Genomic DNA, 23,890 nt, shown 5'->3' with positions numbered 1-23,890 from the left:
GCCCCCACTGTGCTTAGCATAATGGGGGCTTTTTTGAGATGTGTTTACTTATCAGGATGAGCTTTTAGAAAATCATGGGCTGTGTTAACCATATTGGTTGAGCCCAGAAATAGTGGAGCTCGCTGGTGCAGTTCATCGGGAACAATGTCGAGGATTCGTGTATTACCATCGGTTGCAATCCCCCCCGCTTGTTCGACAATAAAGGCCATCGGGTTACATTCATATAATAAGCGTAACTTACCCTGAGGGTGGCTTTCTGTACTCGGGTATAGATAAATACCACCTTTAATTAAATTACGGTGGAAGTCTGAGGCGAGAGAGCCAATATAGCGCGATGTATAAGGACGATGTTCCGCCGGAACACTTTCTTGGCAGTATTTAATGTATTGCTTAACGCCTTGAGGAAAACGAATATAATTTCCTTCATTGATTGAGTAAATCTTACCATCTTTAGGAATGGTCATATTTTCATGAGAAAGACAGAAAGTGCCAATCGATGGATCGTAAGTAAAGCCATTGACGCCATTACCTGTCGTATAAACTAAGATAGTGGAAGAGCCATAGACGACATAACCCGCCGCAACTTGACGATGACCAGGTTGCAAGAAGTCGGCATCAGTAGGTGGCGTTCCAATGGGGGAAAGACGCTCGTAAATACAGAAGATAGTACCGACTGAGACATTGACGTCAATATTACTCGAGCCATCCAGCGGATCCATTAAGACAACATACTTGGCATGTTGATTCAATTGTTGGGTAAAGATTACCGCTTCATCTTCTTCTTCACTGCCCACGCCACATACCTGATCACGAGCCTCGAGCGCAGCCTTAAATTGTTCATTGGCATAAGCATCAAGCTTTTGCTGTTCTTCTCCTTGGATATTATCAACACCTGTTGCGCCAGTAATATCGACAAGTCCGGCTTTATTAATTTCTCGGTTAACAATTTTTGCCGCAAGACTAATTGATGACAGTAGTGAAGAGAGTTCACCACTTGCATGAGGGAAATCCTGCTGTTTTTCAACAATAAATTCACCTAGTGTTCTCAATTTTGACATGGCATATCCCTAAATGATGAGTCGATAAATGTGACGGATGGTCACCTAATAATAAAAGTAAATGCAGGGTATTAGACATGAGTTCATGAAGAAAGTGCGTTATTTATCTCTCACTTTACGACTTCCCTTCAATGAAATGACAGAGTCTTGAAAAACCTTTCCTCGCAATTATCGAGTGGATCAGGATAATGAATACAGAAGTAACAGTGGCTTGTGAGGCTCAAAAAATTATGCATATTCATATTCTAGGCATCTGCGGTACCTTTATGGGAGGGCTTGCCGTGTTAGCAAAGCAACAAGGTCATCATGTAACAGGTTGTGATGCCAATGTTTATCCTCCCATGAGTTCTATGCTAGAAGACCAAGGTATCGAGATCATTTCAGGTTTTGATCCCGAGCAGTTGAAGCCTCATCCCGATTTGGTGATTATTGGTAATGCATTAAGTCGAGGGAATCCTTGTGTTGAGTATGTTCTCAATCGTAATTTGCGTTATACCTCTGGCCCGCAATGGTTGCACGATCACTTATTGTCTGAGCGCTGGGTATTAGCCGTTGCGGGGACTCATGGTAAAACCACCACGTCGAGTATGCTGACATGGATTCTGGATTATTGTGGTTATCAGCCCGGCTTTCTGGTTGGTGGAGTGCTCGGTAACTTTGGCGTTTCTTCTCGCTTGGGTGACAGCATGTTTTTTGTGGTTGAAGCCGATGAATATGATAGCGCCTTTTTTGATAAACGCTCTAAATTTGTGCATTACCATCCAAGAACACTGATCCTTAATAATTTAGAATTTGATCATGCTGATATCTTTGATGATCTTGAAGCAATTAAACGACAGTTTCATCATTTAGTGCGAACAGTGCCTGGCAATGGTCGTATCTTTACTCCTCAAGATGATCTTGCGTTGCAAGATGTCTTACAGCGTGGTTGTTGGAGCGAGCAAGAAATGTCTGGTACCGGTGCCCAGTGGCAAGCGGTAAAACAAACACCCGATGCTAGCCATTTTCAAGTTTACTTTGACGGCGAATGTGTGGGTGAAGTGACATGGGATTTGGTCGGCGATCATAATATGCAAAATGGTCTTATGGCGATTAGTGCGGCCCGACATGTCGGAGTGACACCTGATGTGGCTTGTGAAGCGCTGGCACAATTTGTTAATACCAAACGCCGTTTAGAATGGAAAGGCGAAGAAAATAACGTCACGGTGTATGACGATTTTGCTCATCACCCGACAGCAATTCAATTAACCCTTGAAGGGTTGCGTAATAAAGTGGGGCAACAGCGTATTCTCGCCGTGTTAGAACCGCGCTCTGCGACAATGAAACTTGGCGTCCATAAGGAAGCCATCGCGTCGGCATTAGCACAAGCCGATGAAGTGTTTCTATTCCAGCCAAGTAACATTGCTTGGCAAGTACAAGATATTGCCGATCATTGCCATCAGTCTGCTTATACTTTTGATGATATTAATGACCTGATGATTTCAATTGTTGAACACGCTCAGCCTGGTGATCAAGTGTTAGTGATGAGCAATGGCGGATTTGGTGGTATTCATGACAAGCTGTTGGCAGAGTTACGTCAGCGCTCAATAGAGGTGACATCTCATGATGCAGTATGAAAAAAAAATAACGTTAGCTTGGACTGGGGCATCAGGTGCACCTTACGGATTAAAATTACTTGAATGCTTATTAGCTCAAGAGTTCCAAGTGTACTTGCTCATTTCCTCCGCGGCGCGAGTGGTGTTAGCCACTGAACATGGTTTAAAGTTACCCGCAGGGCCAGATGCTGCTCATAAAATATTGGTTGAGTATTTCCAATGTGAGGCGCATCAGCTGGTGGTGTGTGGTAAAGAAGATTGGTTCTCGCCTGTGGCATCAGGATCGGCGGCACCAAAACAAATGGTGGTCTGTCCTTGCTCGGCTAGTAGTGTTGCCTCGATTGCCTACGGCATGTCGGATAACCTGATTGAACGTGCGGCGGATGTTGTTATAAAAGAAAGGGGGCAGCTGCTGCTGGTGGTAAGAGAGACGCCATTTTCGACCATTCATTTGGAAAATATGCACAAACTCTCGCAAATGGGCGTGACCATTATGCCAGCCGCGCCGGGTTTTTATCATCAGCCTCAATCTATAGAGGATTTAGTGGATTTCATGGTTGCGCGTATTTTAGATCACCTAGGGGTTGAGCATCATTTAGCTAAACGTTGGGGATATGGGAATAAAATACCAGAGTAGCTAAATTTTCTGTTTACCTTTACAATTTGCGTACTCATCGGGGAGCACACCACATCATGTATGTGACGCTGAGATTGGGCATAGCCCAGAACCCGTTAATCACAGGATGATTAAACACCTGAACCAGATAATGCTGGCGTAGGAATTGAGTGCGGTTGTAAAAATCGATATTGTGATTCTCACATCCCCTCAAGCCTGTGCCGCTCACTACATCAATGGAGAGCGAGCCTTGAAATACCCGATATTAACCACTTTGGCGACGAGTGTCGTCCTTTTATCTTCTGCGCCTGTCTGGGCGAAAAAGCCCACGTTAACCGTCTATACCTATGATTCGTTTACGTCTGAATGGGGTCCAGGACCACAGGTAAAAACCGCCTTTGAAGCACAATGTCATTGCACATTACAGTATGTGCCTTTGGATGATGGTGTCTCTATTCTAAATCGCGTTCGTTTAGAAGGTGATCATACTAAAGCTGATGTTGTATTGGGGCTTGATAATAACTTAATGGTCGAAGCCAAGAAAACAGGACTATTTTCACCAAGCCCAGTATCGTTATCGCAGGTCAATGTGCCCAATGGGTGGCAAGATCATACCTTTATTCCTTTTGACTACGGTTATTTCGCGTTTGTTTATAATAAAAACAAATTGCCCACTCCTCCGAAAAGCCTTAAAGATCTGGTAGAAAAACATCCCGATCTTCGAATTATTTATGAAGATCCACGGACATCGACCCCAGGACAAGGGTTATTATTATGGATGAAATCAGTCTATGGTGATAACGCGAGCCAAGCTTGGCGTCAATTGGCAAAAAAAACCGTCACGGTGACAAAAGGATGGTCTGAAGCGTATTCGATGTTTTTAAAAGGGGAAGCCGATATGGTGCTATCTTATACCAGCTCCCCGGCTTACCACATTATCGCGGAAAATAAGCATCAGTATGCGGCGGCTAACTTTACGGAAGGTAACTATTTACAGGTAGAAGTCGCGGCTAAAGTAAAAAGTACGTCACACCCTAAGCTCGCCAACCAATTTCTCAAATTTATGCTGACACCGGCATTCCAATCGGTGATACCAACCACGAATTGGATGTACCCCGCGACGAAAGTAACAATGCCAAAAGGTTACGAGCAATTAACTGTTCCTAATCATGCATTACAGCTTCCACCCCAGCAAGTTGCACAACATCGTCGTACTTGGATACGTGAGTGGCAACATGCGGTCGCATATTAAGGTGTACTCTTGAACAAAATACCTAAAATAGGGCTATCAATGGCGATCCTTGTGATCGCCTTTGTGTTTTGTGCCGTTGGTGCTCTATTGTTGCAAACATCATCGCTTGCGCTGAGTACGGTTTGGCTGGATCCTTACTATCTCCATATTACTTGGTTTAGTTTCTATCAATCGAGTCTCTCGACATTGATCAGTTTAGCCTGCGCAGTGCCCATTGCGCGAGCAGTTCATCGCCGGCAATTTAAAGGTCGTCACTTACTGGTAAAATTATTTTCCATGACTTTAGTGATGCCCGTCCTAGTGGCTGTTTTTGGTTTGTTATCCATCTATGGGCATAGTGGGTGGCTTGCTGCATTATTGCAGCAAGTAGGGTTATCCCTGCCGTTTAATATTTATGGGTTGGGAGGCATTTTATTAGCACATGTGTTTTTTAATTTGCCTTACGCCAGCCGTTTATTATTACAAACCTTGCAAGAAATCCCTGAAGATCAGCATAAGCTTTGTGCTCATCTCGGTATGACCGGATGGCAGAAGTTTCGTTTAGTTGAATGGCCACGGTTACGCCAGCAGATCCCTCATGTTGGGGGATTGATCTTTATGTTATGTTTTACCAGCTTTGCGACGGTAATGGCGTTAGGAGGTGGCCCTAAATCCACGACAGTGGAGCTCGCTATCTATCAAGCAATCAAATATGACTTTGATCTACAAACGGGCGCGCTTTTAGCGATTTGGCAGATGCTATTGTGTTCCTCTTTGTATTTTATCCTCCATTACTTTTCTCGGGTTATCCCGATAGAGAATGGCTCACTGACTTCTGCTCAGCAGTGGTTCCAAGATACGCGTTTCAGCCGAGTATGGGATAAAACGTGGATTGCTTTTATTGTGATATTCACCTTACCCCCGCTTGTTATGGTGGTAATTAGTGGCCTCAATCACTCGTTATTAAGTGTATTGACCAATCCCGCATTTTGGCACGCCTTGAGTACTTCTGTCCGGGTCGCCGTGGTTGCCAGTGTGCTCGCGTGTATGATTGGTATCACGATATTACTCTCAAGCCGACACCTGCGGCTACGTGAGAGAAATACACAAGCCAATGGATTGGAGTTGATTGGAACGATTATCTTAGTAACTCCGGGGCTTGTGATCAGTACGGGGTTATTTTTACTGCTGCGCCAATGGGTAGATGTTTTTAGTCATGCTTATTGGGTGGTGGTACTTGTCAATGCCCTGATGGCATTACCTTATGTGATAAAAACCTTGAGTCAGCCACTATTGCACATTGAGCAGCAATACCAGTTTTTGTGTGCCAGTTTAGGCATGCGTGGTTGGCAACGTTTTAAGTGGGTAGAGCTTGGGGCTTTGAAAGCTCCCATAGCGCAAGCATTGAGTTTAAGTTTTCTATTATCGCTGGGCGATTTAAGTGCAATTGCTTTGTTTGGTAGCCAAGATTTTCGCACCTTACCGTTATATCTTTATCAATTATTAGGATCTTACCAAACAGATGCAGCGGCTGTGGTTTCGTTAATTTTGCTGTTGTTTAGCATGGCCGTGTTTTATTTTGTTGAAAAAGCCTTTAGCTGGTCAGGTCGGAGTGAAAAATGTTAGTCGTAGACCAAGTACACTATGAATATCAAAGCGATTGGTTTGCTTTTGATGTTACTTTAAAAAAAGGCACGATCTTAGCCTTAATGGGGCCGAGTGGTTCTGGTAAATCAACGCTACTAAGCTTGGTGGCGGGCTTTATTGATCCCAACATGGGGGATATTCGTTTTCAGGATCAATCCCTTATCGGTTTATCACCTTATCAGCGTCCGTTTTCAATGTTATTTCAAGAGTACAACCTATTTGCCCACCTTTCGGTGAGAAAAAATATTGGTTTAGGTTTACACCCCGGACTAAAACTCACCACTGCGCAGCAAGCGAAAGTGGTGGATGCGGCTAAGCAAGTTGGGCTTAGTGAAGTGTTAGACCGTTATCCAGAGCATCTTTCTGGTGGACAGCGTCAACGAGTGGCGTTAGCACGTTGTTTTGTCCAATCTAATCCTATTTGGTTATTAGACGAACCGTTCTCGGCGCTAGATCCTGTCCTAAGAGAAGATATGCTGGCGTTAGTGCAGCGATTAGCGCAAGAGCGAGAGGCGAGCGTATTGATGGTGACACATCATATTTCTGATGCGAGAACCATTGCGACAGAGTTTGCTTTTATGGCGAGAGGTACGGTGCAACGGGTTGCGCCAATCAGTGAATTACGTAGTGATCATCCTGACCCTGAGCTGGCGGCGTTTGTACGAGCGGGAAGTTAGCGATAAAAAAGCCAGAGATAGACTCTGGCTTTGACTAATGAATGATGATGATAATTCATTAAAACTCTTCATCGCTCAGCGCTTTTAGCATCTGAAAGATTTCACGAGATGCTTTCGGACTTTTCTGCGCTGCTTTCTCTTTACGTGCTTGACGAGAAAGATGGCGTAGACGCTGACGGTCAAGGTCTGGATATTGTGCCATGGCTTCATCAATGGCTTTATCACCATCAGTAATAATGCGATCGCGTAAGTCTTCTAACTTATGCAGAGCAGCTGTTGACTGCGAGTGCTTGTTATTAAACTTATCCAAGGCGGCTTGGATTGGTTCATGATCAATTTGACGCATGAGCTTACCAATATATTGTAACTGGCGACGGCGAGCTTCTGTTTTAAAGCGCTGAGCGTCGGCAATGGCTTCGGCTAAGTCTTCCGGTAGTGGAAACTTGGCTAACACTGCAGGTTTTAAATTAACGAGATCTTCTCCCAGTTTTTGCAGTTCTGTCATATCGTTTTTGAGTTCAGTTTTACTCACCCAAATGATTTCTTCTTCTTCTTCCCAAGGAGCTTTTTGATTTTTACGAGCCATTTTCATCACTAATAAGTTATTTATATCTGCTATTTTAGCAAGAATCGTGGGGAGAAAGCGAAATTCTTGTTATCCTATTGAAACAAATGCCGAAGAAGATGGATAAAGTATGGATGTGAAACAGCAAGTCGCTCAACAAAGAGCCGATTTAGAAGCCGCCGTTGCCAAAGCGCTGGAGATGGCTGCGCACGGCGCTGACGCCGCAGAAGTCGCCATTAACAAAAGCACAGGCCTTAGTGTCTCGACTCGTATGTGTGAAGTAGAGAACGTTGAGTTTAATAGCGATGGTGCGTTGGGCATCACCGTATATAGTAAAAATAAAAAAGGCAGTGCTTCGACGTCTGATTTAAGTGAAAAAGCTATTCATGAGACAGTAAAAGCCGCCTTAGATATCGCTCGCTATACATCAGAAGACCCATATTCAGGCCCAGCTCCCGCTGAGCTTATGGTAAAAAATATTCCTGACTTAGATTTATTTCACCCTGATGAACCGGATCCAGACAAAGCGGCTGAGATTGCGATTCGTGCTGAGCGCGCGGCGCTTGAATATAGCGATAAAATTAAGCAAAGCGATGGCGCAAGCTACGATAGCCACTACGGTGTGCGCGTTTATGGTAATAGTCATGGTTTACTCGCCAGTTATGCGTCAAGCCGTCATAGCACGAGTTGTAGCGTGATTGGTTTGGGTGAAAATGGTGAAATGGAGCGAGATTATAGCTATACACTCGCTCGCCATAAGGATGATTTGTGGGAGCCTGAAAAAATTGGTTTACAAGCCGCTGAAAAAACGGTTCGCCGCCTCGATGCTCGCGCATTGAAAACAGGAACTTACCCTATTTTGTTTGAGCGCGATGTCGCGACAGGCTTGATGGGGCACTTAGTCATGGCGATAAGCGGTGGTAATCTTTATCGTAAGTCATCTTTTTTAGTCGATAAACTCGGCGAACAAATTTTACCTGAGTGGTTTAATATTTCTGAGCGTCCACATATTCAGCGTGGTTTAGCGTCAAGTCCGTTTGATAGTGAAGGCGTGGCAACGCAAGATACAGAGATTATTACCGATGGTAAGCTTGCGACGTATTTATTAACTAGCTATGCGGCTCGTAAGATGAATATGACGCCAACTGGACATGCGGGTGGAATCCATAACTGGTTTGTCAAATCAACAGGACAAGACTTTCAGCAAATGCTTCAAACTCTGGGGACTGGCATACTAGTGACCGAAGTTATGGGTCAAGGTGTGAATATTGTCACGGGTGACTATTCACGTGGCGCTGCTGGTTTTTGGGTTGAAAATGGGATTATTCAATATCCTGTATCAGGGTTTACCATTGCTGGTAATCTGCAAGAAATTTTCCAAAAGACCGTCGCAGTAGGGGCGGATATTGAGACGCGCTCGCAGATCCAAATGGGGTCATTATTGGTTGAGAACATGAAAGTGGCAGGTGAATAACCTGGTTATCTGATGTGCAAACTCAATGAAAAAAATCCGCTCCCAAGGGAGCGGATTTTTGTTTGCTATGGCTAAGCGATAAAGAAAGTCGCAAGCCCAAGAAAGGCAAATAAACCGACAACATCGGTGACCGTCGTTAGCGCCATGCCTCCAGCTAACGCTGGGTCGATATTGATTTTTTTCATTAATACCGGAATGAGCACGCCGGCAATACCCGCAACAAATAAGTTGGTGAGCATTGCGGCAGAAAGAATGGCACCAAGCGTGAGGTTATCTTTCCAGATCATGACAATGACACCAATCAGCACGGCCCACAAAATACCGTTGAGTAAACCGATGGCGGCTTCTTTGTAGAGTAATTCTTTTTTGTTACTTTCCCCGATATGACCAAGTGCCAGACCACGAATCACCAACGCGACGGTTTGGTTACCAGCAACTCCACCCATTGATGGGACAATTGTCATCAATACTGCTATTGATGCCATCGCCTGCAACGTGTCTTCAAACATATTGGAAACAGAAGCGGCAGCTAACGCTGCGAGTACGTTGGCGCCAAGCCACACACTACGCTTACGTGCCGATTTAATGACCGGTGCAAAGGTGTCTTCATCATCATCCATCCCTGCCATACTCATCATTGAGTGTTCGGCGTCTTCACGAATAACATCGACAACATCATCGATAGTAATCCGCCCAACCAAGGTATAACTGTGGTCAACGACAGGCGCGGAAACCCAATTACGTCGCTCAAATAAGCTTGCAACGTCAGAGTCTGTCGTATCAACACTGATGGCATCATCTGCATCATCCATCACATCACTGACGAGCACGTCAGGCTGAGAGGTAAGTAACACAGTTAAGGGTAAATGGCCGATTAGTTTACTATGTTCATCAATCACATAGAGTGAATCAGTTACGTCGGGCAAGTCGCCTTTCATACGTAAGTAGCGTAATACGACATCGATAATGACATCACTACGTATCGTCGTAACGTCGGTGTTCATTAGTCCGCCGGCGCTATCTTCTGGATAAGAAAGTGCGGTTTCTACTCTGAGACGATCTGGAGCATCCATTTGCGCCAATACTTCTTTGGACAAAGTATTTGGCAAACTTCGTAACACATAGGCAACGTCATCGGTGTCCATACCTTCCGTGGCTTCCGCTAATTTTTCAGGAGCCATCTTAGAAACTAGGGCATCTTTGATATCCTCAGACAATTCATCAAGGATTTCGCCGTAATCTTCTGGGTCGGTTAATTGCCAAAGAACTTCACGGGCTTTACGAGGCGACGCTTCTAAAAGTATCGCAATATCTTCTGGTTCCATGTCCTGAAGCTGACGACGAACATGGACAAAACGACCGTTCTCTAGTGCTTGAGTGATTTCATGGAGGGTTTGGTGAGCTTGATCAAATTCAATTTGCTCTGCCATAAAGGCCCCCTAGTGCGAGATTAATGACGAAAGGTGCGGATAGTGTTTTAATATTATAATTGATATGAGATATCTACGTTAAATGTTTATATGGGTTTAAGTATGATAGCGCTATTCATCTTCATCAAACTTATCTTCGATAAGGTGACAAGCGGCTTCGAGCGCAGGCTCTGCATCATCGCCACTGGCTGATAAGGTGATATGTTGTCCTTGTGCTGATTGGAGCATCAAAAGACCAATAACCGTATCTGCTGTTGCTTCATTACCATCTTGCGCTTGAATCGTCAGCACAGCATCAAACGATTGTGCGAGCTCGACTAATTTTACTGCCGCCCGAGCGTGTAAACCTAATTTGTTTTGAATCAGTACAGTACGAGTAAGGTTGGGCATGATAAAGCGCTCTTATGATAAATTATTGTCGAGAGTATTATGCTGGATTTTGACTTTATTACCTAAGTCGGAAAAGTATTCTCCCAACTGTTGTGTAATATAAACAGAGCGATGTTTGCCGCCAGTACAACCAATCGCAACCGTGAGATAACTGCGATTGTTTTTTTCTAGCATAGGAAGCCAATATTCTAAAAATTTTTGAATTTGTAACTTCAACTCCATCACTTCAGGAAAGCCTGACAAAAACGAACGGATAGGGGCATCCAAGCCTGTCATTGGGCGTAAATCTGGCTCCCAATGGGGGTTCGGTAAAAAGCGTACATCAAATACAAAATCGGCGTCACTTGGAACACCATATTTAAAGCCGAAGGATTGAAATACCATGACGAGTTTTTTACGCTCATTGCCCTCGATATAAGTTCTAACGCGTTCACTGAGATCGTGAATTGAGCGTTGGCTGCTATCGATAACATGATCAGCATGTTCTTTAAGTGGTTTGAGAACCTGCTTTTCTAACTCAATAGCTTTAGCAAGCGAAGGGTTATCATCGGCGAGTGACAACGGGTGAATACGTCGAGTTTCACTATAACGCTTGAGTAACACTTGTTCAGACGCATCTAAAAATAGCACGCTGACTTCGACATCACTTGATTTTAAACGATTCAGAGTGGGTTCAATTAATCCTGGGTCTTTGGGTAAATTACGGATATCGATACTCACAGCGACGTTTTGATTGCTGTCTTTTACTGATTTTACAAATTCTTGTAAAAGGTTGATAGGTAGGTTATCAACGCAGTAATACCCTAAATCTTCCAGTACTCGTAAGGCAACACTTTTGCCCGCCCCAGACTGACCACTGACAACGATCAAACGCATGTTATTTATCCTGCTCGTTTACTACCATGATGTTGTATAACTCTTGATCAGTATGCGCACTGCGCAGTTGTTTGAGCACTTTTTTATCTTTCAAGCGCTCAGCCATACTCGCTAATGTCTGCAAGTGTTCTTTACATTGCGCTTCTGGTACTAGCAAGGCGAACAAAAGATCCACCGGTCGGTTATCAATCGCATCGAAGTCGATAGGGTGTTCACACTGCAGTAAGACCGCTACCGCTGATTCATTGTCTGCCATACGGGCATGTGGGATGGCAATACCATTACCAATTCCGGTACTTCCCACCTTTTCTCGGCTGAGCATGCATTGAAATAATGACGTTGCATTTTGGCCAGTGTGTTGCGCCGCAACTTCACTGATAATTTCTAGTGCTCTTTTTTTACTAGAACACTGGACCGCACTCTTGGTGCAGTCCAGCGTCAATACTTCGCGTAATTGCATGATTAATGGCTACTTAGCTTTTCTTTATGCTTATTGAGTTGTCGTACGAGTTTGTTTACTAACTCATCGATGGCCGCATACATGTTATCACTTTCCGCGGTCGCATGAATCTCACCTTGACTCACGTGAAGCGTAGCTTCCGCGATTTGGCGAACTTTTTCAACTCGTAAAATAACTTGTACGTTATTTATCTGATCAAAAAAACGCTCTAGCTTTTGAAATTTCTCGTGAACATAGTCTTGCATTGAATCGGTCAGATCAATGTGATGGCCATTAATGTTGATTTGCATAGACTTTCCTTCTCTGTTTGGCCTTATAGCAGGCGTTTACGCTGACTTGAAGGTGCTATTCCCAATGATTCTCGGTATTTAGCAATTGTTCGTCTGGCGACGTTGATTCCTTGGTCAGCTAATAACGCCGCAATTTTGCTATCACTGAGAGGCTTAGCAGGGGTTTCTGCCGAGACCAATTTCTTAATCAGTGCGCGTATTGCGGTCGATGAACATTCTCCGCCAGTATCAGTACTGACATGGCTAGAGAAAAAGTACTTCAACTCGAATATGCCTCGTGGTGTATGCATAAATTTCTGTGTCGTTACCCTTGAGATAGTCGACTCATGCATATCCACGGCTAGTGCTACGTCATTCAGCACCATAGGTTTCATGGCTTCTTCGCCATATTCAAAGAAATCACGTTGGTGTTCAACAATGCATTTTGCCACTTTTAGTAACGTCTCATTACGACTTTCTAAGCTTTTAATTAGCCATTTTGCTTCTTGTAAGTTAGTGCGAATATAATTGCTATCTGCAGTATTGCCTTTGGCGAGCCCCGCATATTGTTGGTTCACTTTGAGCTTAGGTACGCTATCCGGATTAATGGAAACGACCCATTTACCATGATCCTTGTAGACTGACACATCAGGAATGACATATTCCGCATGGGTTTCAGTGATACGATTGCCAGGACGAGGATCGAGCGCTTGAATTAAATGCAGAGCTTGTCGTAACTCATCTTCTTTGAGTTTAGACTCTTTTAAGATAAGTTTGTAATCTCGATTACCAAGTTGATCGATATACTGAGAAAGAATAAGTTTCGCTTCAGTCAGAAACGGTGTTTGTTCAGGAAAGGTCGCTAATTGTAATAATAAGCAATCTTGTAGATTCAGCGAGGCGACACCGAGAGGATCGAACTGCTGTATACGTTTACGAACAGCTTCTATTTCGTCAATCTCAACATCGTCATAGTCGAAATTGTCGCGAATATCCTCCAATGATGAAGTCAGGTAACCAGAATCATCAATGGCATCGATGAGAGCGAATGCAATCGTCTGATCCGTTTCACTAAAGGGAGTTAAGTCGAGTTGCCACAGCAGATAATCTTGGAGAGATTGAGTGGTTTCCCCTTGATAGACGGGCATATCATCATCCATTGCGACACCCGTGTTGCCAGTGTTAGCACTGTAGATATCATCCCATGTTGTATCCATTTCTAAATCGGAACTGATTTCTGATTTATCAAATACATCAGAACTGTCTTGTGGCTCAGGCTCAGAGGTCACATCCGCACTCGGTTCTTTTTCCTCATTACGGTCGTTCTCTTTGCGTTCATCAGGATTAGCGACATCATCTGCGCTTTCCTCAACATCCAATAAGGGATTAGAGTCTAGGGCTTCTTGAATCTCTTGTTGTAAGTCGAGTGTAGACAATTGCAGTAAGCGGATCGCTTGCTGCAATTGTGGTGTCATTGCTAATTGTTGACCTAGCTTGAGCTGTAATGAAGGCTTCATTCAGTTTCCAACTACCTTATCTTAAAAATCCGGACTCCTTCCATTCATCATAGACGGAATTGTTCTCCCAGATAAACCTGTTTCACCTGTTCGTTATTCAGCACTTCTTCAGGAGTGCCTTCTGCAATTAGGTGCCCTTGGCTTACAATATAAGCTTTTTCACAAACATCCAATGTTTCTCTTACATTGTGGTCGGTGATGAGTACGCCTAACCCGCGGTCACGTAAGTGTTCAATGATTTTTTTTATGTCGATAACCGAGATAGGGTCAACACCAGCAAAAGGTTCATCCAACAGGATAAATTGCGGGTTCGCCGCCAATGCTCGCGCGATTTCTACTCGACGACGCTCACCACCAGATAACGACATCCCCGTATTTTTACGGATATGTTGAATACTAAACTCATCCAGTAGATCTTCTAATCTGTCTTGACGTTGTTCACGGGTTAATTCACTGCGTGTTTGTAACACAGCTAAAATATTATCTTCTACTGATAATTTGCGAAAAATGGACGCCTCTTGTGGTAGATATCCAATCCCCAACCTAGAACGGCTGTGCATTGGTAACACACTTATATCCATGTCGTCTATGGAGATTTTACCTTCATCGCGGGCAACCAGTCCGACAATCATATAAAACGATGTCGTTTTACCGGCCCCATTTGGTCCGAGCAGGCCGACGATTTGCCCTGACTCGACGGCCAAGCTTACATCAGAGACGACTTTGCGTTTTTTATAACTTTTCGCTAAATGTTGCGCTTTCAATACAGACATAATGAATTACTTCTGATTTTTATCCATCGTTTGTGGTTGCAGAACGGTAGACACTCGCCCTTTACCGCTGCTATCTGCAATCAGTTTTTGTAAGGAAATTTTATAGCGAATTTTCTTACCACGAATTTCACTGTCATCTTGCGAGAGCATGGCTTTGTTGGTCATGATCAACTCATCTTGTGACATCTTATAGTAAAGTTCTTCGGCTTCACCTTGCAGAGTTTTCCCCTCATCGGTCAACTGAGAAAAAGTCGCAAGTTTGCCGTAGCCTGTAATATTTTCAATTTTGCCTGTTTTTTCATTGCGAACCACAATTAATTTATCGGCATTAATATTGATACTACCTTGTTTGAGCTTTACGTCACCAATAAAGGTTACGCGATTACTTTTCATATCCAGTTGCTGGCTATCCGAATCAATATAAACGGGTTGTTTACTATCTGTTGATAAAGCAAAACACTGGCTACTGACCAGAAGACTTGCCACCAGCGTTAGGTGTGAGATTTTCATATCGACCTTGTACATGATTATAAAGGACGGCCGAGTTATCAGCAAAATTGCCTTTCATCGCCTGCCCATGTGTTTCAAATTGAGGACCTATCAGATCCACCGGATTGTTAGCCCAAAAATCTCGACTATCAAGTTTGATACTAAGTTTCGACGTTGTCATTTTTTCGAAACTCGATGTCGTGAGTAAATTTTTCGCGACGACATCATCGTAGAGTGTCAGCACTTGTTTTTTTGAAAGTACCGCGCGTTGTGCAGTGACTTGCCACTCTTGCTTAGTACCTTGCTGATATACTTTTAAAATGGGACTTTGAAAAATGGTGTCTCCACTTTTGGCGTAATAATCGAGATGTTTCGACTGAATAACGTAACTGCGTACACCGTCATCATTGTAAGATACATTGTTCAGGTTGTTTCCGCTAAACATAGGCAGTTCTGTATTCGGTTTCACTTGAATGTCTGCTTCATCCTCACTATCAAGAAGATAATACAGAGAGGAGAGTGAAACCAATATTAAAACCGCGTATATGACACGGGATACACTCATATACTTAGACCTTTATGCGCATCAAGTTCACCCCTAGCTTCTAGGATTAAATCACAGACTTCACGTACCGCGCCATGTCCACCTTTGATATGAGTAACATAGTTAGCACGTTTGGCGAGTAAGGGATGGCCATCGGCTACGCAGACTTGCAAAGCCACTTGCTCCATGACTGGCCAGTCAATTAAATCATCACCAATATACCCAGTTTCTTCTGGGGAAATCTCAAGTTTTGTGCAAATATCACGATAGGCTTTGAGTTTGTCATCTTGTCCTTGGTAGACAAGTTTAATGCCCAAAGCGTTCATTCTATTGGTAACAATTTGCGATTCTCTGCCCGTAATAATTGCAATTTCAATTCCGGCGTTCATCAAACTTTTGACGCCATAGCCATCACGAGTATGGAAGGTTTTGAGTTCCTCGCCATTATTCCCCATATAGACTAAGCCATCTGAGAACACACCATCTACATCACAAATCAATAGTTTGATGGATTTAGCAATAGACAAAATGTCGTCATTTACTTTGCCATAAAGCGTGTCTACTAATTGTGACATTACATTACCCCAGCTTTTAATAAGTCATGCATGTTTAATGCGCCGACAAGTCGACCTTCGTTGAGTAGCATTAAACCGCTAATTCGTTTTTCTTGCATCAAATTCACGCCTTCCACTGCGAGTAGATCCGGTGAGGCAGTGGTGGGTGATGTTGTCATCACTTGATCGATTGTCGTCGTATGGATATCGACACGCTTATCTAAAATACGCCGTAGGTCACCGTCGGTAAAAATACCAAGTAGTGTCTCATCACTGTCGGTAATCGCAGTCATACCAAGGCCTTTTTGGCTGATCTCAAGTAACGCATCGCGAATTAAAGTATCAGGCGCTACTTTAGGTAAGGCATCACCGTAATGCATAATATCGCTCAGTTTTAATAACAATTTACGCCCGAGTGAGCCGCCAGGATGTGACATAGCGAAATCTTCCGAGGTAAAGCCACGTGCTCGCAGCAGCGCAATGGCGAGTGCATCACCCATTACCAGCGTCACTGTCGTACTTGTTGTGGGAGCCAGCCCTAATGGACAGGCTTCTTGTGGTACGCTGATCTGCAAATGAATGTCGGCAAGCCGGGCCATGGTTGAATTTGGCTGGCTTGTTAAACTGATAATATTAACATTTAAACGTTTTAAGACTGGAAATAAACTAAGGATCTCAGCTGATTCACCTGAGTTAGATATCGCTAATACGATATCGTCTGAGGTTACCATCCCCAAATCGCCGTGAGAGGCTTCTCCTGGGTGTACAAAAAACGCGGATGTGCCAGTGCTGGCTAAGGTCGCTGCTATTTTGCGCCCGATATGTCCAGACTTACCAATCCCCATTACGACCACTTTACCAGTGCGATTGTTCAAAATCAGGTCACACGCACGCGTAAAAGCCTCATTAAAGAAAGGTGCTAATTGTTGTAATCCCTCGATTTCCGTATTGAGTACTTGCTCGGCGGCTTGTTGGTAATTAAATTCAGTTGCCATGATCTTTCCTCGTTTTTAAGCACTCATATTCATGAATAAATAAGACTGATACGCAACGAAAACGATAAATAATATGCCACCTTCAATGCGATTAATACGGCGTGATTTACCCAGAGCGATCACAACTAACAAGAGCGAAATTCCGAGCATAACCCAAAAATCACGCCCCATTGCATATTCACTTACGTAGGAAGGTTGAATAATACCGGGTAGCCCCATTACCGCTAAAATATTAAAAATATTTGAGCCGATAATATTACCGACCGCCATATCATCCTCTCCTTTTAGCACGCCTGCTAACGATGCTGCTAGCTCTGGTAGACTCGTCCCTATAGAGATGATGGTTAGGCCGATCACGAGATCGCTCATACCAAACGCTTTAGCGATGATAACTGCATTGTCGATCAACAAATTTGCCGCAACAGGTAATAATATCAGGCCAAGCAGTACCCACATGCCCGCTTTAATGTTGGGAACATCTTGAGGAATGTCTTCCTCATGGGTATCAATGACGGCTTTACCTTGTTTTTTCTCACGACGGCTAATTTGCTGCATACCAAGTATGAATAAGACAAATAGGCCGAGTAAGAGAATACCTTCACCATAGCCCAGATAATCGTCTTTCAAGAGAATACCTGCTAGGATAGTGATCGCTATCATGAGTGGCATTTCGCGTCGTAGGACCGTTGCACCTATGCTTAATGGCTTGATCATTGCGGTAATGCCAAGAATAAGTGCGATATTGGCAATGTTAGAACCTAAAACGTTGCCAACGGCGGTATCCGTTTTGTTTGCCATCGCGGCGGTCGCTGACACCATCATCTCTGGTGCTGACGAGCCCATCGCGAGAATAGTCATGCCGATAATCATCGGAGAAACACCGAAGTTTCTCGCGACGGCAGCGGCACCAAAAACGAGCTTGTCTGCGCTCCATACTAGGAGAATAAGGCCTAGAATAAGTAATCCAGCTGCTTCTAACATGAACAATCCTGCTTTAGTTGACAATCGTGAAATAAAAACGAGTAATTTTGACCTGTTGGTCAATAAAAGGGAAGTCGATTATCAGATATATTGTTCTATTTTACGCAAGATTTCATTTTTATGGATCACTTTATGCTAGGCAAGCAAAATTCTAACATGAGAACACTGTTGATATAAGAGGTATTGTTGCAACAAGTCGCAACAAATTGTATCGAAAACTTTGAGGCAATTTGACAAAAACGCGACAGGCTTCTGATGGAATTGAACAGTGCTTTATATTTTTTATTAATCTGCTTATGATGCGTTGTCTTCGCAATGAAGAGAACCAAAGGGCGAATCGATAACATGTCTAACAATGACTTAGTAATTATTAATAATCTGACTTTTTCTCGCTCGGGTCGCAAGATCTTCGATAACGTCAGTTTACGCGTACCAAAAGGCAAGGTTACCGCGATTATGGGACCATCCGGCATCGGCAAAACGACGTTGTTACGTCTTATTGGCGGTCAAATACAACCAGAAGACGGAGAGATATGGTTTGATGGGGATAATATCCCAGCGTTAACCCGTAAACAGTTATACCAAGCACGTAAAAAAATGAGCATGTTGTTTCAATCGGGGGCTTTATTTACTGATTTAAATGTGTTCGACAACGTGGCATTTCCGTTACGGGAGCACACAGAATTGGATGAAAACCTGATTCGAACATTGGTGATGCTCAAGCTGGAAGCCGTAGGTTTACGAGGCGCTTCTCAGTTAATGCCAAGTGAGCTGTCGGGAGGCATGGCTCGCCGTGCCGCATTAGCTCGTTCTATTGCGTTAGATCCTGAACTTATTTTGTACGATGAACCTTTTGTTGGACAGGATCCCATTACAATGGGCGTGTTGGTCGAGTTGATTCATAACCTTAACGAAGCATTAGGCGTTACATCTGTGGTGGTTTCTCACGATGTTCCTGAAGTGATGAGTATTGCAGATTGGGTATATATCTTAGCCGATGGCAAAATTATTGCGGAAGGGACACCGAAAAAACTATCCTTAGATCGCAACCCCAAAGTGCAACAGTTCTTAAAAGGGAATGCGGATGGTCCGGTTCCGTTTCGTTATCCTTCGCAACCGATAGAAAAGGACTTGTTTGATGTTAGCTAACCTAGAGCAATGGGTCAGTGATTTAGGTCGTCGGACTTTGTCGTTTTGTGTGACATTAGGAAGAGCGACTTTGATGTTGGTTGGCGCGTTAGGCGGCAGACCAAGACCGATTAAAAATTTCCCATTACTAATTAAACAGTTGCATAGTATTGGCGTACAATCACTCGCCATTATTGTTGTGTCTGGTTTATTTATCGGGATGGTTTTAAGTTTACAAGGCTATGTAATCTTAGTGGATTACGGAGCGGAAGGTAGCTTAGGACAGATGATTTCGCTGTCTTTATTAAGAGAGTTAGGGCCAGTCGTTACTGCGTTGTTATTTGCGGGCCGTGCCGGCTCAGCTTTGACCGCAGAAATTGGTCTTATGAAAGCGACAGAGCAACTATCCAGCTTAGAAATGATGGCAGTCGATCCGCTCAAGCGCGTCATTGCCCCACGTTTTTACGCCGGACTTATTTCGATGCCTTTACTGGCAATGATCTTTATGGCCGTCGGTATTTGGGGCGGTGAATTGGTCGGTGTTGATTGGAAAGGCATTGATGCGGGCAGTTATTGGTCGGCAATGCAAGCCTCTGTCCAGTTTGGTAAAGATATTGGTTATAGTGCGATCAAGTGTGTAATTTTTGCAATTACCGTCACTTTTATTGCGCTATTTAATGGTTACGACGCCGTTCCTACTTCAGAGGGAATTAGCCGAGCCACAACGAAAACTGTAGTACATTCTTCGCTGGCTGTGTTGGGTCTCGATTTTGTACTTACTGCATTGATGTTTGGGAATTAAGCATGAAACAAACACGAAAATTAGAATTAGGGGTTGGCTGTTTTGTTCTCGCAGGAATTTGCGCAATCCTAGTCATGATTTTTCAAGTCGCTGACGTAAAGGGGATTGGTTCAACGGATACTTATACCCTGACTGCAGAATTTGATAATGTTGGTTCACTAAAAGTTCGTTCACCAGTGAAAGTCGGTGGTGTCGTGATTGGTCGTGTGGATAATATCGCATTAGATCAGAAGACGATGCTACCGAAAGTCACGATGGAAATTGATAGTAAATATGATCAGTTTCCCGATAACTCTAGTGCGCAAATTCTGACTGCCGGACTGATTGGTGAGCAATACATCGGTTTAGTCCCTGGCTTTGTTTATGATGGAGAAGGCGCTATGCTCAAAGATGGCGGCCGGATTGAAGATACCAAGTCTGCGCTAGTCTTAGAAGACTTGATTGGTCAGTTCTTATATGGTTCTGGTGACAAAGATAAAGATAGCAGCGGCGAGGCAAAATAATGTTGAAGCGATATTTTATTCTAGTATTGAGTTTAGTGCTGTCATGGGCGGTGCATTCTCAAGAGGTTGCCCAAACTCAACCGTATAATATGATGAAGCAGGTTGCGCAGCAGGCGTTTAACCGCTTGAAGAACGAACAGCCGAAAATACATCAAGACCCTGAGTATCTGAAAACCATCGTAGAGCAGGAACTAATGCCCTATGTGAATGCTAAATACGCGGCATTGAAATTATTGGGTCCGAATCTACGTGGCGCTAAACATAGTGATGTGGAAGCCTTTATCAAAGCCTTTCGCGCTTATTTAGTGACCAACTATGCGCAAGTATTGACACAATATTCCGATCAAGGCATTAAGTTTGGTCCAGAAACAGACATTGCTGATGATCGCCGTATTACCAGTGTACGAGTGGATATCGTGGATCACTCTCGACCGAACATTAAGCTTGATTTTAAATTGCGTAAAGAGAAATCGGGTGACTGGAAAGTCTACGACATGGTTGCCGAAGGGGTCAGTATGTTATCGAGCAAACGTTCTGAGTGGAGTGGTAAAATCCGCAATGAAGGTATTCTTGGTGTCGCCAAAGATTTACAACGATTAGCCGATAATCCCGTTAAGTTTGAGAGTGATTCAAAATGAGTGATTCACAATGGCACATAGTCAGCCCCGAATACGCTGAATTACAAGGGGCTTTAGACCGCGATACGGTGCCTAAGTTATGGGAATCATTAAGTCAGTGGACCGCCGATGTAGAGCAGGTGACGGTATCGTTGGCCTCCGTTGAGCGTGTTGATTCTGCAGGAATGGCAATGCTAATTCATTTAATTGAGAATGCAAAACGTCAAAACTGTCATATAATGCTCTCTTTCGTGCCTAAGCAATTAGGCATGCTGTTTCAATTAAGTAATATTGAGCAGATGATGAATCAACACATTAAGCAATCAACAGAGGTGAACGGTGGATAGCTCACAAGTAAAACAGATTTTAGAACAAGCGCTTAACCTTGAAGAAATTCATGTGAAAGGCGAAGGTAGTCACTATGAAGTGATTGCCGTTGATGGTTGCTTCGACGGCATGAGTCGAGTAAAGAAGCAGCAAATGATTTATGCGCCTCTTATGGAGTTGATACAGCGGAATGACATCCACGCTGTATCCATCAAAGCCTATACACCAAATGAGTGGGCTCGCGATAAGAAATTGATGTCGCTGTAAGGTTAATTAATGGATAAGTTTCGAGTTATTGGTTCACCTTCACCGTTACAAGGTGAAGTGCGAATTTCAGGTGCAAAAAATGCTGCACTGCCGATTTTGTTTGCTTCTATTCTGGCTGAAGAGCCGGTAGAAGTTGCGAACGTCCCGCATTTACGCGATATTGATACCACAATGGAGCTACTCGGTCGTTTAGGCGCGAAAGTAGAGCGTAATGGCTCTGTGCATGTCGATTCGAGTAAAATTGATCAATATTGTGCGCCGTATGATTTGGTTAAAACCATGCGCGCGTCTATTTGGGCTCTGGGTCCTTTAGTTGCTCGCTTTGGTAAAGGAGAAGTCTCCTTACCCGGTGGCTGTGCGATAGGTGCGCGTCCGGTGGATTTACATATCAATGGTTTAGAGCAACTAGGTGCGACTATTACGTTAGAAGACGGGTATGTGAAAGCCGAAGTTGATGGGCGCTTAAAAGCGGCTCATATCGTCATGGATAAAGTGTCTGTTGGTGCAACCATTACTATCATGTGCGCGGCGACGCTCGCAGAAGGAACTACGGTTCTTGATAATGCAGCTCGCGAACCTGAAATTGTTGATACGGCTGATTTTTTAAACCAAATTGGTGCGAAAATCTCAGGAGCTGGTACTGATACAATTACCATTGAAGGCGTTGAACGTTTGCATGGTGGTAAGCACTCAGTCGTGGCTGACCGTATTGAAACCGGAACTTTCCTTGTTGCTGCTGCTGTGTCTAAAGGTAAAATTGTATGTCATAACACTGATGCACGCCTTTTAGATGCGGTACTTGCTAAGCTTGAAGAAGCGGGGGCGGATATTGCAATCGGTGATAACTGGATTAGCCTTGATATGACTAAGAACGAGCTAAAAGCCGTTTCTGTGCGTACAGCGCCGCATCCTGGTTTTCCAACGGATATGCAAGCTCAGTTTACTCTGCTAAATATGATGGCGAAGGGCAGTGGTGTGATTACCGAGACGATTTTTGAAAATCGTTTTATGCATGTTCCTGAGCTTTTACGTATGGGAGCAAAAGCTGAAATTGAAGGTAATACTGTGATTTGCGGTGATACGGATCAACTCAGTGGTGCACAGGTTATGGCGACCGATTTGCGTGCTTCCGCCAGTTTAGTGCTTGCTGGTTGTATTGCTAAAGGCGAAACAATCGTTGATCGTATTTATCATATCGACCGCGGCTATGAAAAAATCGAAGATAAACTGTCGGCGCTGGGCGCAAATATTGAGCGTATTAGCGAAGCAGGGTAAACTCTACATCTATAAAGCTTAGTTAGTGGCCGAAACAACAAGTTTCGGCTTTTTTTTGTTCTTACTCCTTTGGAGAAATCGATGATCGCACTCCTTCGTATCTTTGCTGTAGCGTTATTTGCTATCGTCATGTTTGTATTTGGTTGTGGGTACTGTTTACTATCCCCACGCAATCCAAAACATGTTTTTACTTTTGGGCGTTTTTTCGCAGCGCTCGCCCCGGTATTTGGTATTAAGTTGATCTTTCGAGCGCCAGCCGATGTGTATAAGCGTGGTCAGCATGTCTATATCGCTAACCATCAAAGCAATTGGGATATGTTTACTGTTTCACGTGCAGTGACACCGAATGTAGTTACGGTGGGCAAAAAGAGCCTAGCTTATTTGCCATTGTTTGGTCAGCTGTACTGGTTAACAGGGAATATCTTGATTGATCGTGCCAATAAAGCGAAAGCAAAAGGAACGATTGATCAGGTTGTGAATAGTATCAAGAACAGCAAGGTTTCTGTGTGGATGTTTCCAGAAGGCACTCGTTCACGTGGACGTGGTATGTTGCCGTTTAAGACAGGCGCTTTTCATGCGGCTATTGCAGCGAATGTTCCGGTTGGGCCTATTGTGTGTAGCTCAACTCATAACTTGAAGCTAAACCGTTGGAATAACGGTCATGTGATCGTCGAAATTTTGCCATCGGTCAGTACCGATGATTATGCCAAAGAAGACGTGCGTAAGTTATCGAAACATTGTAATGCGTTAATGAAAGCGAAATTGGCTGAGTTAGATGCAGAAGTGGCTGAATTAAATAAATAATCCACGCTAGGCTACGCAGTTCGTCT

The 23,890-nt window shown here is 43.8% G+C and carries 28 protein-coding genes; 14 read left to right on the top strand and 14 right to left on the bottom strand.

Annotated elements, in window-relative coordinates; all coding sequences use genetic code 11:
• Positions 1–44: 44 nt before the first annotated feature.
• Positions 45–1,058 (bottom strand): class 1 fructose-bisphosphatase, encoded by a 1,014-nt coding sequence (gene fbp / locus OCU30_RS10715; protein WP_077314003.1) that lies wholly within the window; start codon positions 1,056–1,058, stop codon positions 45–47.
• A gap of 230 nt (positions 1,059–1,288) precedes the next feature.
• Here fbp and mpl point away from each other — a divergent pair, with 230 nt between their 5' ends.
• From mpl to thiQ, 5 genes are all read left to right on the top strand, one after another.
• On the top strand, positions 1,289–2,674 hold the full coding sequence (mpl, locus tag OCU30_RS10710; protein ID WP_077314172.1) for a UDP-N-acetylmuramate:L-alanyl-gamma-D-glutamyl-meso-diaminopimelate ligase: 1,386 nt from the start codon (positions 1,289–1,291) through the stop codon (positions 2,672–2,674).
• Positions 2,661–3,290, top strand: coding sequence for a flavin prenyltransferase UbiX (locus OCU30_RS10705; RefSeq protein ID WP_077314001.1), 630 nt, complete (start codon positions 2,661–2,663; stop codon positions 3,288–3,290). Before mpl ends, OCU30_RS10705 begins: the two co-directional genes overlap by 14 nt.
• Positions 3,291–3,531: 241 nt before the next feature.
• The gene (gene thiB / locus OCU30_RS10700; RefSeq protein WP_420856684.1) at positions 3,532–4,521 is read left to right on the top strand and encodes a thiamine ABC transporter substrate binding subunit; all 990 of its coding nucleotides are present in this window, start codon (positions 3,532–3,534) and stop codon (positions 4,519–4,521) included.
• A 9-nt stretch (positions 4,522–4,530) separates the two neighbouring features.
• A complete protein-coding gene (gene thiP / locus OCU30_RS10695; RefSeq protein WP_077314000.1) occupies positions 4,531–6,126 on the top strand; it encodes a thiamine/thiamine pyrophosphate ABC transporter permease ThiP in 1,596 nt (531 codons plus the stop codon).
• The gene (thiQ, locus tag OCU30_RS10690) at positions 6,120–6,824 is read left to right on the top strand and encodes a thiamine ABC transporter ATP-binding protein (protein ID WP_077313998.1); all 705 of its coding nucleotides are present in this window, start codon (positions 6,120–6,122) and stop codon (positions 6,822–6,824) included. The genes thiP and thiQ overlap by 7 nt, the downstream gene beginning before the upstream one ends.
• Positions 6,825–6,882: 58 nt before the next feature.
• Here the strand turns inward: thiQ and yjgA are convergent, their stop codons facing one another.
• Positions 6,883–7,410, bottom strand: coding sequence for a ribosome biogenesis factor YjgA (yjgA, locus tag OCU30_RS10685; RefSeq protein ID WP_077313996.1), 528 nt, complete (start codon positions 7,408–7,410; stop codon positions 6,883–6,885).
• 109 nt (positions 7,411–7,519) lie between these two features.
• On the opposite strand from yjgA, the gene pmbA reads away from it, so the two are divergent.
• Positions 7,520–8,863, top strand: coding sequence for a metalloprotease PmbA (pmbA, locus tag OCU30_RS10680; protein ID WP_077313994.1), 1,344 nt, complete (start codon positions 7,520–7,522; stop codon positions 8,861–8,863).
• Between the two features lie 71 nt (positions 8,864–8,934).
• Here pmbA and mgtE read toward each other — a convergent pair whose 3' ends face one another.
• The 12 genes from mgtE to OCU30_RS10620 all read right to left on the bottom strand — a co-directional run bounded on the left by mgtE (position 8,935) and on the right by OCU30_RS10620 (position 18,141).
• Positions 8,935–10,293 (bottom strand): magnesium transporter, encoded by a 1,359-nt coding sequence (gene mgtE, locus OCU30_RS10675; protein WP_077313993.1) that lies wholly within the window; start codon positions 10,291–10,293, stop codon positions 8,935–8,937.
• Positions 10,294–10,404: 111 nt separating this feature from the next.
• Complete coding sequence (locus tag OCU30_RS10670) at positions 10,405–10,683, bottom strand: HPr family phosphocarrier protein (RefSeq protein WP_077313991.1); 279 nt, start codon at positions 10,681–10,683, stop codon at positions 10,405–10,407.
• A 12-nt stretch (positions 10,684–10,695) separates the two neighbouring features.
• Entirely contained in the window at positions 10,696–11,559 is an 864-nt protein-coding gene (rapZ, locus tag OCU30_RS10665) for an RNase adapter RapZ (RefSeq protein ID WP_077313990.1), read from the bottom strand.
• A 1-nt stretch (position 11,560) separates the two neighbouring features.
• Entirely contained in the window at positions 11,561–12,019 is a 459-nt protein-coding gene (gene ptsN / locus OCU30_RS10660) for a PTS IIA-like nitrogen regulatory protein PtsN (protein ID WP_077313989.1), read from the bottom strand.
• 2 nt (positions 12,020–12,021) lie between these two features.
• A complete protein-coding gene (hpf, locus tag OCU30_RS10655) occupies positions 12,022–12,309 on the bottom strand; it encodes a ribosome hibernation promoting factor (RefSeq protein ID WP_077313988.1) in 288 nt (95 codons plus the stop codon).
• A 23-nt stretch (positions 12,310–12,332) separates the two neighbouring features.
• Complete coding sequence (locus OCU30_RS10650) at positions 12,333–13,805, bottom strand: RNA polymerase factor sigma-54 (protein ID WP_077313987.1); 1,473 nt, start codon at positions 13,803–13,805, stop codon at positions 12,333–12,335.
• 47 nt (positions 13,806–13,852) lie between these two features.
• Positions 13,853–14,578 carry an LPS export ABC transporter ATP-binding protein gene (gene lptB, locus OCU30_RS10645; RefSeq protein WP_077313985.1) on the bottom strand — a complete coding sequence of 242 codons (726 nt, stop codon included), beginning with the start codon at positions 14,576–14,578 and terminating at the stop codon, positions 13,853–13,855.
• A 6-nt stretch (positions 14,579–14,584) separates the two neighbouring features.
• On the bottom strand, positions 14,585–15,088 hold the full coding sequence (lptA, locus tag OCU30_RS10640) for a lipopolysaccharide transport periplasmic protein LptA (protein ID WP_077313984.1): 504 nt from the start codon (positions 15,086–15,088) through the stop codon (positions 14,585–14,587).
• Positions 15,042–15,632, bottom strand: a complete 591-nt coding sequence (lptC, locus tag OCU30_RS10635; RefSeq protein ID WP_077313982.1) for an LPS export ABC transporter periplasmic protein LptC — start codon at positions 15,630–15,632, stop codon at positions 15,042–15,044. Before lptC ends, lptA begins: the two co-directional genes overlap by 47 nt.
• A complete protein-coding gene (gene kdsC / locus OCU30_RS10630) occupies positions 15,629–16,186 on the bottom strand; it encodes a 3-deoxy-manno-octulosonate-8-phosphatase KdsC (RefSeq protein ID WP_077313981.1) in 558 nt (185 codons plus the stop codon). Before kdsC ends, lptC begins: the two co-directional genes overlap by 4 nt.
• Positions 16,186–17,160 (bottom strand): KpsF/GutQ family sugar-phosphate isomerase, encoded by a 975-nt coding sequence (locus OCU30_RS10625; protein ID WP_077313979.1) that lies wholly within the window; start codon positions 17,158–17,160, stop codon positions 16,186–16,188. Before OCU30_RS10625 ends, kdsC begins: the two co-directional genes overlap by 1 nt.
• A 15-nt stretch (positions 17,161–17,175) precedes the next feature.
• Positions 17,176–18,141, bottom strand: a complete 966-nt coding sequence (locus tag OCU30_RS10620) for a calcium/sodium antiporter (RefSeq protein WP_077313978.1) — start codon at positions 18,139–18,141, stop codon at positions 17,176–17,178.
• A gap of 345 nt (positions 18,142–18,486) precedes the next feature.
• Here OCU30_RS10620 and mlaF point away from each other — a divergent pair, with 345 nt between their 5' ends.
• The 8 genes from mlaF to OCU30_RS10580 all read left to right on the top strand — a co-directional run bounded on the left by mlaF (position 18,487) and on the right by OCU30_RS10580 (position 23,864).
• A complete protein-coding gene (gene mlaF, locus OCU30_RS10615) occupies positions 18,487–19,290 on the top strand; it encodes a phospholipid ABC transporter ATP-binding protein MlaF (protein WP_077313976.1) in 804 nt (267 codons plus the stop codon).
• A complete protein-coding gene (mlaE, locus tag OCU30_RS10610) occupies positions 19,280–20,071 on the top strand; it encodes a lipid asymmetry maintenance ABC transporter permease subunit MlaE (protein WP_077313974.1) in 792 nt (263 codons plus the stop codon). The genes mlaF and mlaE overlap by 11 nt, the downstream gene beginning before the upstream one ends.
• A gap of 2 nt (positions 20,072–20,073) precedes the next feature.
• The gene (gene mlaD, locus OCU30_RS10605) at positions 20,074–20,574 is read left to right on the top strand and encodes an outer membrane lipid asymmetry maintenance protein MlaD (protein ID WP_077313973.1); all 501 of its coding nucleotides are present in this window, start codon (positions 20,074–20,076) and stop codon (positions 20,572–20,574) included.
• Positions 20,574–21,212 carry a phospholipid-binding protein MlaC gene (mlaC, locus tag OCU30_RS10600; protein WP_077313971.1) on the top strand — a complete coding sequence of 213 codons (639 nt, stop codon included), beginning with the start codon at positions 20,574–20,576 and terminating at the stop codon, positions 21,210–21,212. The genes mlaD and mlaC overlap by 1 nt, the downstream gene beginning before the upstream one ends.
• Complete coding sequence (locus OCU30_RS10595) at positions 21,209–21,538, top strand: STAS domain-containing protein (protein WP_077313969.1); 330 nt, start codon at positions 21,209–21,211, stop codon at positions 21,536–21,538. Before mlaC ends, OCU30_RS10595 begins: the two co-directional genes overlap by 4 nt.
• Complete coding sequence (gene ibaG, locus OCU30_RS10590; RefSeq protein ID WP_077313968.1) at positions 21,531–21,785, top strand: BolA family iron metabolism protein IbaG; 255 nt, start codon at positions 21,531–21,533, stop codon at positions 21,783–21,785. The genes OCU30_RS10595 and ibaG overlap by 8 nt, the downstream gene beginning before the upstream one ends.
• Positions 21,786–21,794: 9 nt before the next feature.
• On the top strand, positions 21,795–23,060 hold the full coding sequence (murA, locus tag OCU30_RS10585; protein WP_077313966.1) for a UDP-N-acetylglucosamine 1-carboxyvinyltransferase: 1,266 nt from the start codon (positions 21,795–21,797) through the stop codon (positions 23,058–23,060).
• Positions 23,061–23,141: 81 nt separating this feature from the next.
• A complete protein-coding gene (locus OCU30_RS10580) occupies positions 23,142–23,864 on the top strand; it encodes a 1-acylglycerol-3-phosphate O-acyltransferase (protein WP_077313964.1) in 723 nt (240 codons plus the stop codon).
• Positions 23,865–23,890 lie beyond the last annotated feature (26 nt).

This window comes from Vibrio palustris, assembly GCF_024346995.1.
Taxonomy (GTDB): domain Bacteria; phylum Pseudomonadota; class Gammaproteobacteria; order Enterobacterales; family Vibrionaceae; genus Vibrio; species Vibrio palustris.
This window is presented reverse-complemented; position numbering and strand designations above follow the sequence as displayed.

Excerpts from the sequence above, each read along its gene's own strand:
- lptA (WP_077313984.1), bottom strand. The coding sequence starts at position 15,088 with ATGAAAATCTCACACCTAACGCTGGTGGCAAGTCTTCTGGTCAGTAGC.
- thiQ (WP_077313998.1), top strand. The coding sequence starts at position 6,120 with ATGTTAGTCGTAGACCAAGTACACTATGAATATCAAAGCGATTGGTTT.
- OCU30_RS10595 (WP_077313969.1), top strand. The coding sequence starts at position 21,209 with ATGAGTGATTCACAATGGCACATAGTCAGCCCCGAATACGCTGAATTA.
- rapZ (WP_077313990.1), bottom strand. The coding sequence starts at position 11,559 with ATGCGTTTGATCGTTGTCAGTGGTCAGTCTGGGGCGGGCAAAAGTGTT.
- pmbA (WP_077313994.1), top strand. The coding sequence starts at position 7,520 with ATGGATGTGAAACAGCAAGTCGCTCAACAAAGAGCCGATTTAGAAGCC.
- kdsC (WP_077313981.1), bottom strand. The coding sequence starts at position 16,186 with ATGTCACAATTAGTAGACACGCTTTATGGCAAAGTAAATGACGACATT.
- yjgA (WP_077313996.1), bottom strand. The coding sequence starts at position 7,410 with ATGGCTCGTAAAAATCAAAAAGCTCCTTGGGAAGAAGAAGAAGAAATC.
- OCU30_RS10580 (WP_077313964.1), top strand. The coding sequence starts at position 23,142 with ATGATCGCACTCCTTCGTATCTTTGCTGTAGCGTTATTTGCTATCGTC.
- mlaE (WP_077313974.1), top strand. The coding sequence starts at position 19,280 with ATGTTAGCTAACCTAGAGCAATGGGTCAGTGATTTAGGTCGTCGGACT.
- mgtE (WP_077313993.1), bottom strand. The coding sequence starts at position 10,293 with ATGGCAGAGCAAATTGAATTTGATCAAGCTCACCAAACCCTCCATGAA.
- murA (WP_077313966.1), top strand. The coding sequence starts at position 21,795 with ATGGATAAGTTTCGAGTTATTGGTTCACCTTCACCGTTACAAGGTGAA.
- OCU30_RS10670 (WP_077313991.1), bottom strand. The coding sequence starts at position 10,683 with ATGCCCAACCTTACTCGTACTGTACTGATTCAAAACAAATTAGGTTTA.
- fbp (WP_077314003.1), bottom strand. The coding sequence starts at position 1,058 with ATGTCAAAATTGAGAACACTAGGTGAATTTATTGTTGAAAAACAGCAG.
- ptsN (WP_077313989.1), bottom strand. The coding sequence starts at position 12,019 with ATGCAATTACGCGAAGTATTGACGCTGGACTGCACCAAGAGTGCGGTC.
- mpl (WP_077314172.1), top strand. The coding sequence starts at position 1,289 with ATGCATATTCATATTCTAGGCATCTGCGGTACCTTTATGGGAGGGCTT.
- OCU30_RS10620 (WP_077313978.1), bottom strand. The coding sequence starts at position 18,141 with ATGTTAGAAGCAGCTGGATTACTTATTCTAGGCCTTATTCTCCTAGTA.
- mlaD (WP_077313973.1), top strand. The coding sequence starts at position 20,074 with ATGAAACAAACACGAAAATTAGAATTAGGGGTTGGCTGTTTTGTTCTC.
- lptC (WP_077313982.1), bottom strand. The coding sequence starts at position 15,632 with ATGAGTGTATCCCGTGTCATATACGCGGTTTTAATATTGGTTTCACTC.
- OCU30_RS10705 (WP_077314001.1), top strand. The coding sequence starts at position 2,661 with ATGATGCAGTATGAAAAAAAAATAACGTTAGCTTGGACTGGGGCATCA.
- lptB (WP_077313985.1), bottom strand. The coding sequence starts at position 14,578 with ATGTCTGTATTGAAAGCGCAACATTTAGCGAAAAGTTATAAAAAACGC.
- OCU30_RS10625 (WP_077313979.1), bottom strand. The coding sequence starts at position 17,160 with ATGGCAACTGAATTTAATTACCAACAAGCCGCCGAGCAAGTACTCAAT.
- hpf (WP_077313988.1), bottom strand. The coding sequence starts at position 12,309 with ATGCAAATCAACATTAATGGCCATCACATTGATCTGACCGATTCAATG.
- OCU30_RS10650 (WP_077313987.1), bottom strand. The coding sequence starts at position 13,805 with ATGAAGCCTTCATTACAGCTCAAGCTAGGTCAACAATTAGCAATGACA.
- mlaF (WP_077313976.1), top strand. The coding sequence starts at position 18,487 with ATGTCTAACAATGACTTAGTAATTATTAATAATCTGACTTTTTCTCGC.
- mlaC (WP_077313971.1), top strand. The coding sequence starts at position 20,574 with ATGTTGAAGCGATATTTTATTCTAGTATTGAGTTTAGTGCTGTCATGG.